Below are 15,006 nucleotides of genomic sequence, written 5' to 3'. Positions count from 1 at the left end.
GACGACCCTGTCTGGTGTCAAGAGCAGGAAATTTTTAAAAACAGTAGATTTGTGTTGATGGTAGGGAATAGTAATTATGCCGATCTTTGCCTGATGAGTTTATGCCATGACTTTATTATTGCCAACAGCAGTTTTAGTTGGTGGGGAGCTTGGCTATCTAAAAATAATGAAAAAAGGGTTTACTCTCCAGAACCGGCAAAATGGTTTGGGTCAAATTTAAATCATTTAAATACGTCGGATTTGCTTCTCGAAGAATGGGAAAGCCTTGGATTATGACGGTATTTCGAGCCTATATAATAATGAGTTATATACATTGCCGATTCAAAATAAGCCTGCGGTTTTATACCGAGGCTCTAGGAATTATAGGAGTTCTTTGCCGAATCATGCCAGCAGGAAATTATAGCGAGAGCATTAAAGCCGCTATGGTTTAACTCGGATTTAGTTGCCGATAGCTACCGTACTCGTGTTATAAAAAACCAAATTCGACAAGCCGCATAGATACGAAAATCCCATGGCATTTAAAAGATCCTCAATAACTTTAATTCTTGCGATGTCTTGTTCGTAAATAATAAAGTCTGGCGGCGCACACCAATCCATTCCCAATAATACGTCAAGCTCAGCACCTTGAACATCAATTAACAGCAAACTTAATAATTTTCCACCTATTGCCAAATTCTTTAATGGAAAACAATTAACCTTAGATTCCAAAATTGCATCTTTGAATCTAGGCATATTCGCCCTGTAACTCTCGCCACGGAACGCATTCTGGTCTATCCAGTGAACAACGCTTTCCCTAAAAAATGAACCCTGTCCATGAGCCCAGTCATTTTTAGGGCCGTCGCCATTCATTTCGTAAGCAATTGCCGGATCAATATGATAAAAATCCCGAATAGATTCAACGGAACTCGCGGCGGCTTTAATTAATAGGGTGTTCGGTCTTTTGCTATGCAATTTCTTCAGTTTTTCAAAATAAAACTCAACGGGTTCGATCAAGATCGCTGAAACGTCAGCATTATTCGCTGATGCCAAATATCGGAATATTGGGTCGCACATTTCTCCGTCATTAGCACCAACTTGGATAATGGACCGGGACTCGTTTGTATGATTAAAGAAGTAGTCTAAAAAATCAGCCTCTGATTTTGCATGCTTAAATATTACCTTTGGCTGCTCGATTCGCTTACTCCAGGACTCGTAAGAGACATACATGGGCAAGTCGTCAGAGATAGGCAAATTCAAGATATCGCCAATAGGCGCGATTTGCTCCCCAAATCTTTCCCATCTCGCATGGTTTATAGCCATCTTTTCTATATACCGATGAACAAAAAACGTTCCAAGGGTTTCGTATTCGCTAAATCCTGATATTTCCCCTAAGTCGGTACAATCAAGAATCGCGTCAAACCAGCGTTTTTGGTGGGTCTCTTCTAAATGCCGCGTAAATTCCTTTACCCAACCGACATACGCCGGAAAGCATTGGGCGATAAAACTAAAATTAACGCTTTTATCCAGCTTTAAAAGCCTACTAATGGCATTGAAATATGGCCGGTGATATTCGGTGCCGGTGAAATAAAGTAACCTTTCATCGTGGCTAAAAATTAGCGGCTTAAGCGGAATCGTGTCAGCGTCCCAAATCAGTACCAAATCGTCGTCAAAATCCGAATTCATTAAAGCATGTATCTTTAGCAGTTGCTGGAAGTACCAACCGGCGCGCGCCTCTTTCCCCTGCGGCATCCTGTTTCTGACATACTCAATCGAAAACTCTTTCGCTAATTCATTCTCGTCCAAGACAATCCAGCCCGGGCTGGATAGAACCTCGAATATGCGAACGTATCTCGCCGGAACAATGACCTCATATCGATCGGCAGCAATAAATTTCGGTATTTGCTTAGATGCTCTAATCCATGTGCCGATGTCTTTAATACTGGCAACGCTGGTCACTTTTTTAATTGGTTCATTCATGGCAGTCAAACCCTATTTCGATTGATGGTCAACTAGATATGCATTAAAAACGGTTTTGCCCGCTATTCACGGATGAATCGTTAAGCGAAATATTTAAGTGTCAAAGTTTCTGGGCATATAGCCCAATTTTGACTGAAGCGGTCTGGATTGAAATTTACATGGATGTATTAGTGCTATTGCTTGGCAGCTACACACGTCGAGAATCGTTCAGCATCAATGGCCTAAACTCCGGTGCATTTCATGAAACACCCCAATTTCAATTATGTCCGGCTTGTTTTCAACGCCAGTGCCGTTTTCGCCAACCGCTCACCCAGTACCCAACATAACCGCTTCTCGTGTTCCGTCAGTTCGCTATCGGTTTCCGAACGGTGGCTGGGGCCGTAAGGCGTGCCGCCGCTGATGGTTTCGCGCAGGGCGATTTCGTTGCAGGGCAGGCTCAGCATCAGCATGCCGTGATGCATCAGCGGCAGCATCATGGACAGCAAGGTGCTTTCCTGGCCGCCGTGCATGCTGCCGGTGGAGGTAAACACGCCGGCCGGTTTGCCGGATAGGGCTCCCGAGATCCACATTGCAGTAGTACCGTCTATAAAATGCTTGAGCGGCGCGGCCATGTTGCCGAAGTGAGTCGGGCTGCCCAAGGCCAAGCCGTCGCAGCTTTCCAGTTCGTGTAAGCTGGCATACGGCGCGCCGTCGGCCGGGATGCTGTCGGCGACTTTTTCGCACACTGTCGACACTTCCGGAACGGTGCGCAAAACCGCTTCCGCGCCGGGAACCGATTCCACCCCGCGGGCAATCTGCCGGGCCATTTTCAAGGTGCTGCCGTTGCGGCTGTAATAAATAATCAGGATTTTGGCCATGGTGCTATCTATGCGGATGCCTTAAAAATTGAAATTCATATTGGTCAGCCAGACATGATTGGTCAAATCAGGGCTGCCGTAATTATGCACATACTGCAATTGATAGCCGGTGTCGACATTCAGGAACGGTGCAAGCTTATACCCCACGCCCACATAGCTGCGATTCTGGTTGACGCCACTCTGCACGGAATGGGATAGCCGGCCGTTTTCAATATCGTTGAAATAAACGAATAGTTCGTCCAGCGCGATCAAATAGGCTTTGCTATCGGGAATTGAATACACAAAGCGTACCCGGTGCCGCATCCTGTGGCCGACATCGTCTTCGTGGGCGAACAAACGCTGTTCCAGACGGAAGCGGTATTGAAAGTTTAATTGCGGCGTCCAGTTATCGATCCATTGCACCTGTTCCATGATGTCGTTGGTGGCCAGTTCGAAGTCGGTTTGATCGTTGTATTCGCCCTGCCAGGTATAACCGGCCCACAGTTGCAGCTTTTTGGTCACCTTGTAGCCCAGCAGCGGACGGACGATGGCTTGGCTGAATTTGTTGTTGTCTCCGCGGGTACGGGGATGCAGTTCCAAAAATGTCAGATAGGGGCTGCCGCCGAAATCGGTTTGAAAGGTGTTGCTGATCCATATGCTCATGTCGTCGTTAACCGGCTCGGCGAAGGTGGGCATGGACAGGGCCAGCATCGCGGCCAAAGGGCTAAAGCGTTTCAGCATAAAAGTCGGGTCGATAAAGTAAGGGATTTAAAGGATATTCAATATGTTTTCCGGCGGGCGGCCGACGGCGGCCTTGCCGTTGGCCAATACGATGGGCCGCTCTATCAGTTTGGGAATGCGGATCATGGCCGCAATCAGCTCCGCGCCGCTGAGGGACTTGTCGTCCAGGCCGTTTTCCTTGTACTCGGTCTCCTGGGTGCGCATCAACTGGCGCGGCTGCAGGCCCAGTTTATTGAGTATGTCGGTTAGCTCTTCCGTGGTGGGCGGATGTTTCAGATACTCGACCACATCGGGCTGTATGCCTTTTTCTTCCAACAATTTCAAGGTTTCGCGGGATTTGCTGCAACGCGGGTTGTGATAGATTTTAACGCTCATGGTTTACGCCCCTTTGTGTCTCGACAAGCCGCTATAATAACATTCCCACTTCAATAGACCGCGTGCAAAGCTATGCAACTACCCAATTATTCCGCCGCCCGCGTGCTGGTCGCCGGCGATTTGATGCTGGACCGCTACTGGCACGGCCCCACTTCACGCATTTCGCCGGAAGCGCCGGTGCCGGTGGTGCATGTCAAGCAGGACGAACAGCGGGCCGGCGGGGCCGGCAACGTGGCTTTGAACATCGCCGCCCTCGGCGCCAAAGTCTCGTTGCTGGGTTTTACCGGCGAGGACGAAGCGGCGGTGGCGTTGGAAACCTTGCTGAAAAAGGCCGGGGTGTTGTGCCTGTTTCAAGGCGTGCCGCACCATCCCACCATCACCAAATTGCGGGTGATGAGCCGGCACCAGCAATTGATCCGGCTGGATTTCGAAGACGGCTTTCACGATGTCGACACCGACTTGCTGCTGCACCAATACCACGCCGAGATGATGCAATCGGCAGTGGTGGTGCTGTCCGATTACGGCAAGGGTACTTTGAGCAAGGTCGAACAGTTCATCCGTCTGGCTAAACAACTGAAAAAGCCGGTACTGGTCGATCCCAAGGGCAGCGATTTTGCCATTTACAAACAGGCGACCTTGATCACGCCGAATTTGAGCGAATTCGAAGCCGTGGTGGGGCGTTGTGCTGACCAGCAACAAATCGTCGAGCGCGGTCTGAATTTGCTGGCAGAGCTGGAGCTGGACGCCTTGCTGGTGACGCGCGGCGAACACGGCATGTCGTTGTTGAGTAAGGATGCCGAACCGTTGCATTTGCCGACCCATGCACGGGAAGTGTTCGATGTGACAGGCGCCGGCGACACGGTGATTTCGGTATTGGCCGCCAGTCTGGCCGCCAAAAAATCCCTGGCCGAAGCCACCCAGCTTGCCAACATCGGCGCCGGCATCGTGGTCGGCAAAATGGGCACCGCCACCGTCAATACCGAAGAACTGGCCGCAGCCCTGCACGGCCCACGCGCTCATCACAAAGGCGTTTGCACCCTAGCCGAACTGTTGAAAGAGCGCGCCGCCGCCAAACAAAACGGCGAAAAAATCGTCGCCACCAACGGCTGTTTCGACATTTTGCACCCCGGCCATGTCCGCTACCTGCAGCAGGCCAAAACCCTGGGCGACCGTTTGGTGGTATTGGTCAACAGCGACGCCTCCGTGCAGCGCTTAAAAGGCCCCGAACGTCCGGTCAACAAACTGGACCACCGCATGGAAATGCTGGCGGCGCTGGACTGCGTGGACTGGGTAGTACCGTTCGAGCAGGACACGCCGAAGGAGGTCATCGACCAACTGTTGCCGGACATTCTGGTCAAAGGCGGCGACTACACCGACATCACCGGCATCGCCGGTCATGAAAGCGTGCTGGCCAATGGAGGCGAGGTGAAAATTCTGTCGTTTATCGAGGGGCATTCGACGACTTCGATTATTCAGACGATTAAAGAAAAATCGCAAAGCTGAGACTGTGCTGATGCAAGCAAGATATTTTAAAAGTAATAAGCTAATTAAATAGGAAGAATCAATGGCAACCTTTATGTTAATGGAGCCAACTAATCAAAGCTTCCAAGAACTAATAGGCAATGGTATAAAATACCAAGTACCACGCTTCCAGCGAGATTATGCCTGGGATAAGCAACAGTGGGAAGATTTGTGGGCGGATATAGAAACGATAGCCGAAGAACAATTCCATTATATGGGTTATATCGTTTTACAGCGTAAAGCACAATATGACTTCGAAGTTATAGATGGTCAACAGCGATTAATAACTCTGTCATTAATTATATTAGCGGCCATGAAAAACATTCAGGCCTTGGTTGACAAAGGTCAGGAAGTTAATGAAAACAACCATAGACTAAAAGTCTTGAAAGAGCGTTATATTGGGTCAACTAATCCAATTTCTCTAAGAGTGGACAGTAAGTTATCTCTAAACCGAAATAACAGTGTTAACTTCAAAGCAATATGCGACAATTTGGAAGCACCAAATAAACGTGGTCAAACCAACACCAATAAACTGATAAATAGATGCTTCAAGTTTTTTGAAGAAAAAAAAACAGGTGATAGCGGACAAGAAGTTGCTGAGTTTATTGAACGCGTTGCATCAGGAATGATTTTTACTAAAATTGTAGTTCAGGATGATCTAAATGCCTATAAAGTTTTTGAAACACTAAACGCGCGTGGCGTACAATTATCTACTCCGGATTTACTTAAAAACTACATATTTTCTATTGTTACAAAAAATGATAATGTAGACGATCAAGATCTGAATGATCTCGACGAAAGTTGGTCAGAGATTGTATCTCAATTAGGAGAAAGCAATTTCACCGACTTCATTCGCTATCACCACAATTTTCAAGCCAGTTTATCACAAAAGAGAGAGCTTTTTTCTTCAGTCAGAAAACTGGCCGATACTCCAGAAAAAGCTTATGCTTATCTGCGCTCTTTAGGAATATACGCCCCCGTATATGCATCTTTATTAAATCCTGAAGACGATTGGTGGGCAAATCAAGAAATAGATTATCGTGAAGCCAAAAAATATTTGGAAGGCTTTGATTTGTTTAATATTAAGCAACCATTTACTGTCTTAATGAGTGCGTTTCATCGATTTTCTCCAGATGAGTTTGTAAAACTTACCAGATATATATATGTACTATCCATTCGATATAACGTCATATGTCATTTCTCACCAAATGAACAGGAAACAGCCTATAATCAATTAGCAATTAAAATCCATAATCGTGATTATACTAGAGCCAGCCATATCAAAAATAGCGAAATATTTAAGAAACTTTACCCTAGTGACGATGCGTTCTCTAATGCTTTCGAATTTCATAAAATGCCCAGTCGGCGCAGCGAGAAGAAAATTCGATTTCTATTATCTGAAATAGAATATTATCTTGGCCACAATACAAATTATACAAAAACAACATTAGAGCATATATGTCCATACAATCCAGATGAGAATTGGGACAACTATTTTGGCGGTGGCATCAACGACATTCAAGACCGATTAGGAAACGTCATTTTACTTGAGAAAGATCAGTTAGGCCGTTCGGGTTTTGCGGATAAAAAAATAGCTTATATGAATTCTCATTACCCGCTGGCCATGAAAGTGGCCTCATACGATCAATGGAATTTGCAGAACTTAAATGACTATCAAGCGTGGCTTGCAACTCAAGCTGTTCTAACTTGGAAAGTATCTTACGAATAAAATAGGAGTGTATTTTTACTCCGTAATTCACCGGATAACTCTTAAATATTTTACCCAGAGCATACTCTTCTTCATGAATTACATAAGAAACCGCCTCCACCAATACTGGCTCCTGGCCCGCTTCGATAAACCCATCGGCATTTTCATTTTGCTATGGCCGACCTTGTGGGCCTTGTGGATTGCCGGCGACGGTAGGCCGGATGGACTGGTGTTGTTCGTGTTTGTCTCTGGCGTGGTGTTGATGCGCGCGGCCGGTTGCGTGATCAACGATTACGCCGACAGGGATTTCGATCCGCATGTCGACCGCTGCAAGTTGCGGCCGATCGCCGCCGGCAAGGTTACACCCAAAGAAGCGCTGATCGTATTTGCCGTGTTGTGTCTGACCGCCTTCGGTCTGGTGTTGCTGATGAATCTCTACACCATCGCGCTGTCTTTCATCGGCGCGTTTTTGGCCGCCAGTTACCCGTTCATGAAACGCTATACCCACCTGCCGCAGGCCTATCTGGGGGCGGCCTTCGGCTTTGCGGTGCCGATGGCGTTTGCCGCGCAAACCAACGAAATTCCGTCGGTAGGCTGGATTTTGTATCTGGCGGTGCTGCTGTGGGCGCTGGTGTACGACACCATGTATGCGATGGTGGACATCGACGACGATTTGAAAATCGGGGTTAAATCCACCGCTATTTTATTCGGCAAGCGGGTGCGGGAAATCACCGCCGGCTTGCAGCTGGTTATCCTGGGGCTGTTGATAACCGTTGGTCTTATGCAGCAATTGAGCTGGCCGTATTACGCCGGTTTATTGGTTGCCGCCGGATTAGGCATTTACCAGCAAAAATTGATTTTTCATTTCCACAAGCCCGATTGTTTTAAGGCCTTTTTGAATAACAACTGGTTCGGTTTGGCGGTGTTTGCCGGTTTGCTGGCGGCATATCTATGATCGACGCCAACGCTTAGCCAGTGATATGCTCCCCCTCGATTATGCAAATATATATTCAGGAGGGGAAATGCATCATTCAATCAAGCTTTCCGCGTTACTGCTTGCCGTGTTGGCGGCTGGCGGCATACACGCGGCGGAACTAACCCGCGCCCAAGTCGAGCAACTATTGGCCAAGGCCGATAAACAACACCCCGCCCCGCTACGGCGCAAGGATTTGACCGATCTGGATTTGTCCGGGCTAGACTTTCGCAACGCCGATTTGTGGGGGGCGGACTTGCGCCGCGCCAATCTGAGTAAAGCCAATCTGGCCGGCCTGAATCTGGATTTGACGGTGATGACCAAGATTAATTTGGCTGGGGCGAATTTGTCCGGCACCAGTATCTTCGGCGTGAGTTTGATGCATGCGGATGCCAGTAACGCCAATTTCAGCGGCAGTCGGGTTATCGCGGTCATGGAAGGCGCCAATTTCAGCAACGCCGACATCAGCAACGCCGATTGGGCGGCGGACATGAAAAATCAATCCATGGGTTTGATGCGCGCCAATTTAAAAGGCGCCAATCTCAGCGGTGCCAATCTCAGCAATAGCAAGCTGGGGCGGGCGATGCTGAAGCATGCCAAGCTGAACAACGCCAATTTGAAAAATGCCGATTTGTTTTCGGCGGAAATGGACGGCGCCAATCTGACCGGCGCCGATTTGAGCGGCGCCAATCTGTCTTCCACTAAACTGCACGATGCGATTTTTACCGACGCCATTATGACCGGCGCGCGTTTCGACGGCGCGCAACATGTTCCAGCCGGCGTCGGCCGATAGCGGAAAATGCCATGCAGATCCCCAAACAATTGTTGCAACGTAAACCGGTCGATGCCTTAACCGCCATCGAAAACAGCCTGAAACAAACCCTGACCGCCAAGGACCTGACTTTATTGGGGGTCGGCGGCATTATCGGGGCCGGCATTTTCGTATTGACCGGCATCGCCGCCGCTAAATATGCCGGGCCGGCGATCGTGGTGTCGTTTGTGCTGGCCGGCATCGCCTGTGCGTTGGCGGCCCTGTGCTACAGCGAGCTGGCGGCCATGATGCCGGTTTCCGGCAGCGCGTACAGTTATGCCTACGCCACGTTGGGCGAACTGATGGCCTGGATCATCGGCTGGGATCTGATATTGGAATATGCCCTGGCCAGTAGCACGGTGGCGATAGGCTGGGCCGGCTATCTGGTCAGTTTTCTGGACAGTTTGGGAATGGGGTTGCCGCCTTATCTAAGCACGGCCTATCTGGCCGATCCGGCGCGGGGCTTCATCAATTTGCCGGCGGTGGCGATTATTTTATGCTTGACCGGCTTGTTGGTGGCGGGCATTCGCCAGTCGGCGATGTTTAATTTTGTCATGGTGACGGTCAAATTGGCCGTCATTATCGTATTTATTCTGGCCGGGGCCGGGCATATTCAGGCGCAAAACTGGGCGGATTTTTCCCCATTCGGCTTCGGCGGCGTGTTGACCGGGGCCGGGGTGATTTTCTTTGCCTACATCGGTTTCGATGCCGTATCGACCGCCGCCCAGGAAGCCGTCAATCCGCAAAAGGACGTGCCGTTCGGCATTATCGCCTCATTGCTGATTTGTACCCTGTTGTACATTTTGGTGGCCGGCGTGCTGACCGGTATTATTTCGTATCGGGAACTCAACGTGGCGGCGCCGATTGCGCTGGCGGTGGACCATATCGGCATGTTGTGGCTGTCGCCCGTGGTTAAAATCGGCGCGATAGCCGGATTGACCTCGGTGATACTGGTGTTGCTGATGGGGCAAAGCCGCATTTTCTTCGCCATGGCCAAGGACGGCTTGTTGCCGCCGGTGTTTGCCGAAGTGCATCCGCAATTTCAAACGCCGCATCTTTCGACCATGATGGTAGGCGTTGCGGTGGCGCTGTTGGCCGGCTTCATGCCGATCGAGAAGCTGGGCGAGTTGGTCAGTATCGGCACTTTGTTTGCGTTTGAACTGGTGTGCGGCGGGGTATTGGTATTGCGGATCAGCCATCCCGGGCTGGAACGGCATTTTCGTTGCCCGGCGTCGCCTTTCGTGCCGGTTGCCGGGATCGTGGTCTGCCTGGGCTTGATGGCGGGTTTGCCGCTGGATACTTGGTTGAGGCTGTTGGTTTGGCTGCTGATCGGGTTTGGGATTTATTTCGGTTATGGCGTCAGACATAGCAAATTGCGGTAAGGAATAGGGAAGCGAATCCCGGTCTGCTGTCATAGGCTGGCCGTTAGAAAAAATTGCCGATCCGGCGATCCTGTCTATAATTAACGCGCCGGCTGCTGCGCGGCAGGGGCGGCACAATTGGGTGTACTTAATTTAGGAGGATGATTGATGGAAAAAATAAAACTAGGCTTGGCGGCGGGTTTGATAGGGTTGGCCAGCTCAACCGCTAATGCTATTACCTTGAATATCGATTACAGCTTCGACAGCAATAATTTCTTTTCCAATCAAGTGCGGCGGGACATTTTCGAAGCCGCGGCGGGTTTTTACGAAACCCGCCTCGGCGATAATTTACTGGCAATCGATTCGGCCGGTTCCAACCAATTCAATGCCATCTTCGATCGTCCGGATACCGGCGCGGAGCACACTATAAACGGCTTCGATGTGGCTGCCGATACGCTGACCATTTTTACCGGCGGCAGAAATTTGAGCGGCTCTACTCTGGGTTTTGGCGGGCCGGGCGGCTACAGTCTCAGCTTCACGTCCACAAGCTTTTTTGACAATTCGGTATCCCGCGGCCAGGGCGATGGTACCCGCGCCTCGGTGGAAGGTGCGGGCGCATTCGATTTTGCAACCTGGGGCGGCGTTATCAGTTTCGATACCGGGAGCAACTGGTATTTCGATAGCGATGTCGGCACGGACGAGAGTTTTTCCGGATTCGATTTTTATTCGGTTGCCTTGCACGAAATCGGTCATCTGCTGGGCTTCGGTATCGCGGATTCGTGGAACAATCAAATCGTTGCCGGTGCGTTTACCGGCGGCGAATCGGTTGCCTCCTTTGGCGGACCGGTAGCGTTAAACGGCGGCTTGGATCATTGGGCCGAAGGCACTGCCAGTGGCGGCCGGGAAACCAACTTCGATCCGACCATAGGCAACGGCGTCCGCAAGCACCTTACCGATCTCGACCTGGCCGCGCTGAGCGACATTGGCTGGCAAGTCAATGCGGCGCCCGTGCCGGTTCCCGGCGCGGTTTGGCTATTCGGTTCGGCATTGCTGGGTTTGATGGGCATTTCCCGCGGGCGCCTTGCTTCCGCTTAACCCCAATGGAGGTTGTCGTAAAAGGTAGGTCGGGCTGAATGCAATAAAGTCCAACGTTTTGATTTTGTTGGGTTACGCTATGCTAACCCAACCTACATTTTGGCTTTTACGACAGCCTCCAATGGGAGCGGGATTGGCGCCCGCCCGGCCCGATTGAATGCAAGCCGGACGGGCTTTTTTACAAGGCCTGCCGCAACAAGGCGGTTCCAACCCCAATAAAGCCGACGGTGGTAATCATAAAGCTGATGGCTGTATAAACTTTCCAATGGGTTTTATGCCAAAAATCTGGATCGAAGGCGGCTATCACAAACACGGTTGGATTGGCAAAACCGCCGATTGCCACGCACCAGCAGGCAAATACCGGCAAATCGATACCCGCCCCGTAAAAACCCAAATTGAACAAGGCCATCAGCGCATAATCGACGTGGGCTCTAATCATGGTTTTGTAATCGACCAAGAATTTTTCGTCGATACCCTGGATGGGGAACCAGCGCGCGAACGTCATCAGCCACGCCGACAGGATCAGTGCGGCCATACACGCCACCGCGCCTATTAACAAAATTGACATAAGTTCTCCGGAGTTAAAGCTCGAAAGCGTTGGGTTTGCCGGTACCGAACCGGATGAATCGGCTTCGGGCCGTGCGTTAACGGGATGAATAAAGCGCTGTTTAGACCGCGAAAACGGGGGCGAAACCCGGCCGAATAGTTTTCAGGGCCGGATTATCGCATTCGCAAACTTTGTATCAGCGTCCGATTGCGAGATATTGTAAACCCGCTTGTTTGACCAATTTAGGTTCGTACATGTTGCGGCCGTCGAAAATCACTTTATCGTTCAACTGGCGGCTTAATTGTTCGAAATCCGGACTGCGGAACTGTTTCCATTCGGTGACGATGACTAAAGCGTCGGCATCGCGCAAGGTGTCCGGCTGCATTTCGCAATACACCAAACCGGCCTTGTCGCCGTAAATACGCCGGGCTTCGTGCATGGCTTCCGGATCGTAAACCCGCACGGTGGCGCCGGCGGCTATTAAGGCTTCGATTAAAACCCGGCTGGGCGCTTCGCGCATGTCGTCGGTGTTGGGCTTGAAGGCCAGGCCCCATAATGCAAAGGTCTTGCCCGCCACGCCGTCCGGATAATGAGCGGAAATTTTTTCGAACAGGCGGTGTTTTTGCCTATCGTTGACGTTTTCCACTGCGGTCAATAATTCGGCGTGGTAGCCCATTTCCTTGGCGGTACGCTCCAGGGCTTTCACATCTTTCGGAAAGCACGAGCCGCCATAGCCGCAACCGGGGTAAATGAAGCTGTAGCCGATACGGCTGTCGGAACCGATACCGTGGCGGACGTGTTCGATATCCGCGCCCAGCCTTTCCGCCAGATTGGCCAGTTCGTTCATGAAACTGATCTTGGTGGCCAGCATGGCGTTGGCGGCGTATTTGGTCAGCTCGGCGGAGCGGATGTCCATGATGATGACGCGTTCCCGGCTGCGGTTGAACGGGGCGTACAGGGCTTTCAACAATTCGGCCGTGCGCGGATTATCGGTGCCGATGATGATGCGGTCGGGTTTCATGAAGTCGTCCAGCGCGGAACCTTCCTTCAAAAACTCCGGGTTGGACACCACGTCGAATTCTTGCGCTTCGCCGCGTTGCGCCAATACCTCCAGCACGGCTTGCTTGACTTTGTCGGCGGTACCCACCGGTACCGTGGATTTATCGACGATGATCTTGTAATCGGTCATGTGTTCGGCGATGCTTTTGGCCACCGCCAGCACGTATTTCAAATCGGCCGAGCCGTCTTCGTCCGGCGGGGTGCCGACGGCGACAAACTGGAATAAACCGAAATCCACGGCTGTCTTGACATCGCTGGTGAAGTGCAAGCGGCCGGCCAGCATATTGTCCTTGACCATTTCTTCCAGGCCGGGCTCGTATATCGGAATGATGCCTTGTTGCAGCTTGTCGATTTTGCTCTGGTCCACATCCATGCACATGACTTGATTGCCGACATCGGCCAAGCACGCACCGGTTACCAAGCCGACATAGCCGCTACCAAATACCGTAATTTTCATCTTCACTCCTCAAAAAATAATTTAGTTTGTCCGTTTTAGCCGATACAGGGCGGAAATATCTTCGTCGCCAAAGCCCTGTTGCATGAGCAATCGATAATCGTGCAGCGTCGAATTCGTTAATGGGCAATCCAGATGGGCTTGCTCGGCCATTTGTCGGCAAATCAGTAGATCCTTGTGGTGCAATGCCAGCTTAAAACCGGGCCGAAAGATGCCGTTCGCCATGGTTTTGCCGCGATGCTGTAAAAACCAGTTTCCGGCCGCGCCGCCGGAAACCACATCGATGACTTTTTCCATATCCAGGCCTTGAGCTTGGGCGAAGGCCAAGGCCTCGGCGACCGCTTGATTGATGCCGGCGCACATAATCTGGTTGACCGCTTTGCAGGCCTGTCCCGAACCGGTTTCGCCCAAGTGCTCGATGCGGGCCGTCATGGCTTGCAGTACCGGCTTTACCCGCTCGAGCACGTCGCCGTCGCCGCCGACCATCATGGCCAAGCTGCCCTTACCGGCGCCTTCCACGCCGCCGGATACCGGCGCGTCGAGAAAATCCGCCCGTTTGTCTGCCAGTAACGCTGCCGCCTGTTTGGCGGTAGCGCTGCTGACGGTCGACATGTCTACCACAACCGAACCGGGCTTGATGGTGTCGCACAGCGCCGAAACCACCTCCAGCACATCCCGGTCGGCAGAAACGCAGAGCAGGATCGCATCGGTTTGCGCGGCCAAGGCTTGCGGGCTGGCAAGCGCCTGAATGCCTAATTCGGCGGCCAGCGCGTCCGCCTTGCACGCGGTGCGGTTATAAACCGCTTGCAGATAGCCCGCTTTCGCCAGATTGCGGGCCATGCCCTGGCCCATGGCGCCTAAGCCGATCAAGCCTGTTCGCATCGGTTGTTCTCCGGGTTGCTGGTGGACAATATTTTCACCGTGAAAAAGAAGCTACAACGCGCCTTGCTCGCGTAGCAAGCCAGCAATATTTTCGGCTAATTTTTGATAGCCTTGGTCGTTGGGATGTACGGCGTCCGATTTTAGTTCGTTTGTAGACAAAATGCTCGGCAAGGTATCAAGGTCGATGGGCACTTGCTCGGATTGGGCCAGTTCGGCATAGATTTCCGCGCTATGTAATAAAATCAAGCCGAACTTGGGCACCCCCAGCATTACCACCGCAATGTTGCGTTGCTTGGCCGCCGCTATCATGGCTGTTAGATTGGCCCGGGTTTCCTCGGCATTGATTTGCCGCAAAATGTCGTTACCGCCATGAATCAGAATCAATAAATTCGGTTGATATTCGTCCAGTAACGCCGGTAGGCGCTGCCGGCCCTCGCTGCTGATTTCGCCCGGTACGCCGGCATTAATCACTTCCCGGCCGGATAATGCGGCCAAGATGGCCGGATAGTCGCGTTCCGCCGTGGCACCGGTACCGTGAGTCAGGCTATCGCCGAATGCCAGAATAACCGCGTCCCCCGGCAGTTTACTCAATTTGGGGGCTTCTTGGCCGCATGCCATTAAACCGAGTAATATCAAGCCGATAATCCATTTTTTCACGATGCAAGTTCCTTGTCCTTCAATCCATGC

The 15,006-nt window shown here is 51.2% G+C and carries 15 protein-coding genes; 7 read left to right on the top strand and 8 right to left on the bottom strand.

From position 1 onward, the window contains the following. On the top strand, positions 1-276 hold a 276-nt coding region (locus tag NP596_RS09260; RefSeq protein WP_256615042.1), incomplete at its 5' end, for an alpha-1,2-fucosyltransferase. A 162-nt stretch (positions 277-438) separates the two neighbouring features. On the opposite strand, the gene NP596_RS09255 is transcribed toward NP596_RS09260, so the two are convergent. The 4 genes from NP596_RS09255 to arsC form a co-directional block, all read right to left on the bottom strand. Next, positions 439-1,956 carry a DUF6492 family protein gene (locus NP596_RS09255; RefSeq protein ID WP_256615041.1) on the bottom strand — a complete coding sequence of 506 codons (1,518 nt, stop codon included), beginning with the start codon at positions 1,954-1,956 and terminating at the stop codon, positions 439-441. A 260-nt stretch (positions 1,957-2,216) separates the two neighbouring features. Next, positions 2,217-2,813, bottom strand: a complete 597-nt coding sequence (wrbA, locus tag NP596_RS09250; RefSeq protein WP_256615040.1) for an NAD(P)H:quinone oxidoreductase — start codon at positions 2,811-2,813, stop codon at positions 2,217-2,219. A gap of 21 nt (positions 2,814-2,834) precedes the next feature. Beyond that, positions 2,835-3,533, bottom strand: a complete 699-nt coding sequence (locus tag NP596_RS09245) for a DUF2490 domain-containing protein (protein ID WP_256615039.1) — start codon at positions 3,531-3,533, stop codon at positions 2,835-2,837. Positions 3,534-3,560: 27 nt separating this feature from the next. Continuing rightward, entirely contained in the window at positions 3,561-3,908 is a 348-nt protein-coding gene (gene arsC, locus NP596_RS09240; protein ID WP_256615038.1) for an arsenate reductase (glutaredoxin), read from the bottom strand. A gap of 72 nt (positions 3,909-3,980) precedes the next feature. On the opposite strand from arsC, the gene hldE reads away from it, so the two are divergent. From hldE to NP596_RS09210, 6 genes are all read left to right on the top strand, one after another. Next, positions 3,981-5,411 (top strand): bifunctional D-glycero-beta-D-manno-heptose-7-phosphate kinase/D-glycero-beta-D-manno-heptose 1-phosphate adenylyltransferase HldE, encoded by a 1,431-nt coding sequence (hldE, locus tag NP596_RS09235; RefSeq protein WP_256615036.1) that lies wholly within the window; start codon positions 3,981-3,983, stop codon positions 5,409-5,411. A gap of 61 nt (positions 5,412-5,472) precedes the next feature. Beyond that, positions 5,473-7,158 carry a DUF262 domain-containing protein gene (locus tag NP596_RS09230; RefSeq protein WP_256615035.1) on the top strand — a complete coding sequence of 562 codons (1,686 nt, stop codon included), beginning with the start codon at positions 5,473-5,475 and terminating at the stop codon, positions 7,156-7,158. Positions 7,159-7,231: 73 nt separating this feature from the next. Continuing rightward, the gene (gene ubiA, locus NP596_RS09225) at positions 7,232-8,092 is read left to right on the top strand and encodes a 4-hydroxybenzoate octaprenyltransferase (RefSeq protein ID WP_256615034.1); all 861 of its coding nucleotides are present in this window, start codon (positions 7,232-7,234) and stop codon (positions 8,090-8,092) included. 67 nt (positions 8,093-8,159) lie between these two features. Continuing rightward, positions 8,160-8,903 (top strand): pentapeptide repeat-containing protein, encoded by a 744-nt coding sequence (locus tag NP596_RS09220; protein ID WP_256615033.1) that lies wholly within the window; start codon positions 8,160-8,162, stop codon positions 8,901-8,903. Between the two features lie 11 nt (positions 8,904-8,914). Next, positions 8,915-10,303 carry an amino acid permease gene (locus NP596_RS09215; RefSeq protein ID WP_256615032.1) on the top strand — a complete coding sequence of 463 codons (1,389 nt, stop codon included), beginning with the start codon at positions 8,915-8,917 and terminating at the stop codon, positions 10,301-10,303. A gap of 147 nt (positions 10,304-10,450) precedes the next feature. Continuing rightward, positions 10,451-11,377 (top strand): matrixin family metalloprotease, encoded by a 927-nt coding sequence (locus tag NP596_RS09210; RefSeq protein ID WP_256615031.1) that lies wholly within the window; start codon positions 10,451-10,453, stop codon positions 11,375-11,377. A 178-nt stretch (positions 11,378-11,555) separates the two neighbouring features. Here NP596_RS09210 and NP596_RS09205 read toward each other — a convergent pair whose 3' ends face one another. The 4 genes from NP596_RS09205 to NP596_RS09190 form a co-directional block, all read right to left on the bottom strand. After that, on the bottom strand, positions 11,556-11,945 hold the full coding sequence (locus tag NP596_RS09205; protein WP_256615029.1) for a hypothetical protein: 390 nt from the start codon (positions 11,943-11,945) through the stop codon (positions 11,556-11,558). 175 nt (positions 11,946-12,120) lie between these two features. Continuing rightward, a complete protein-coding gene (locus tag NP596_RS09200) occupies positions 12,121-13,440 on the bottom strand; it encodes a UDP-glucose dehydrogenase family protein (RefSeq protein ID WP_256615028.1) in 1,320 nt (439 codons plus the stop codon). Between the two features lie 21 nt (positions 13,441-13,461). Then, positions 13,462-14,319 carry an NAD(P)-dependent oxidoreductase gene (locus tag NP596_RS09195; RefSeq protein WP_256615027.1) on the bottom strand — a complete coding sequence of 286 codons (858 nt, stop codon included), beginning with the start codon at positions 14,317-14,319 and terminating at the stop codon, positions 13,462-13,464. A 51-nt stretch (positions 14,320-14,370) separates the two neighbouring features. Further along, positions 14,371-14,976 carry a GDSL-type esterase/lipase family protein gene (locus NP596_RS09190; protein WP_256615026.1) on the bottom strand — a complete coding sequence of 202 codons (606 nt, stop codon included), beginning with the start codon at positions 14,974-14,976 and terminating at the stop codon, positions 14,371-14,373. Positions 14,977-15,006: the final 30 nt, after the last annotated feature.

The sequence above is a fragment of the Methylomonas rivi genome (assembly GCF_024505165.1).
In the GTDB taxonomy this organism is placed as follows: domain Bacteria; phylum Pseudomonadota; class Gammaproteobacteria; order Methylococcales; family Methylomonadaceae; genus Methylomonas; species Methylomonas rivi.
Note: the sequence above shows the minus strand (reverse complement) of the source record. Positions and strands in the feature narration are given on the sequence as shown.